Below are 1,123 nucleotides of genomic sequence, written 5' to 3' on the forward strand. Positions count from 1 at the left end.
CAGCCCCACGGCGATCAGCACCAAAGGGGCAGCTTTCTTGACAATCTCGGGGCGGTAAAAATGCGCAAAGGGGCCAAAGATTGGATCCCAGAAAATCGTCTTGATCGCGATCAATGGGTCTTTGCCCAAAATCGCAAACAGACCCATGCCAAGAATGATGGTCAAAATCACCGCCAAGACGGGCGCGCCATATGTCCACCCGCGCGAAGGCTGTGGCCGTTTCTCAAGCCTAAGCATGGGCCACCTCCAGATCATGCGCACCACCGAGCATCAACCCGATTTTCTCCATGGTCAGCCCCGATGTTGGCACCGCTTGTGATAATGTGCCTTCGTTCAATGCCGCGAAGCGGTCAGTGATTTCCAACACCTCCTCAAGGTCTTGCGAGATCACAAGCACCGCTGATCCTGCACTGGCCAAATCCAGCAAGGCCTGACGTATCGCAGCTGCGGCCGCTGCATCAACGCCCCATGTGGGTTGGTTGATCACCAAAACGCGCGGGTTTTGGCTGATCTCGCGCCCGATTACGAATTTCTGCAAATTCCCGCCGGACAGCGCACGCGCGGCGGTTTCGGGGCTTGGGGTGCGCACATCGAAACGCGCGATCACCTCTTGGGCGAAGGCACGACTGCGCGGCCAATCAATAAACCCGTTTTTCAACAAAGAAAGCCGCGTTTTCGCGGTCATCAATGCGTTTTCTACAAGGTTCATATCGGGGGCGGCGGCGTGGCCATTGCGTTCCTCTGGCGCGGCACAAAAGCCGAGGGCGCGGCGGGCATTTGGCCCATCGGCGCCAATGCCCTGACCCTCTAATTGGATCATATCAGCATGTGTGCGCATCTCGCCTGACAGGGCCGCGACCAATTCATCTTGACCATTGCCCGCAACACCGCCGATCCCCAAGACCTCGCCCGCGTGTAGGGTAAAGCTGATCTCTTTCAAGCTTGTTCCGAATTGGTGCGGCGCAGGCGCGCTCAGGCCCGACACTTGCAACAAGGGCTGTCCAGTCGTGACAGCCGCGCGCTTTGGCGTGGTAAGGGTCTTGCCCACCATCATCTCGGCCATGTCACGGTTGCTCATTTCGCGTGGGTCAAACGTGCCCACAACCTTACCTGGGCGCAAAAC

1 protein-coding gene and 1 pseudogene are annotated in these 1,123 nt (G+C 58.1%); both read right to left on the reverse strand.

Annotated elements, in window-relative coordinates:
• Positions 1-237 (reverse strand): annotated as a pseudogene (locus ACR0IO_RS23065) (ABC transporter permease); the annotation flags it as partial.
• Positions 230-1,123 (reverse strand): ATP-binding cassette domain-containing protein (locus ACR0IO_RS23070; protein ID WP_480745181.1); only part of this gene is annotated, 894 nt, incomplete at its 5' end. The pseudogene ACR0IO_RS23065 and the gene ACR0IO_RS23070, both read right to left, overlap by 8 nt.

Source organism: Ruegeria sp. CE12, assembly GCF_056537525.1.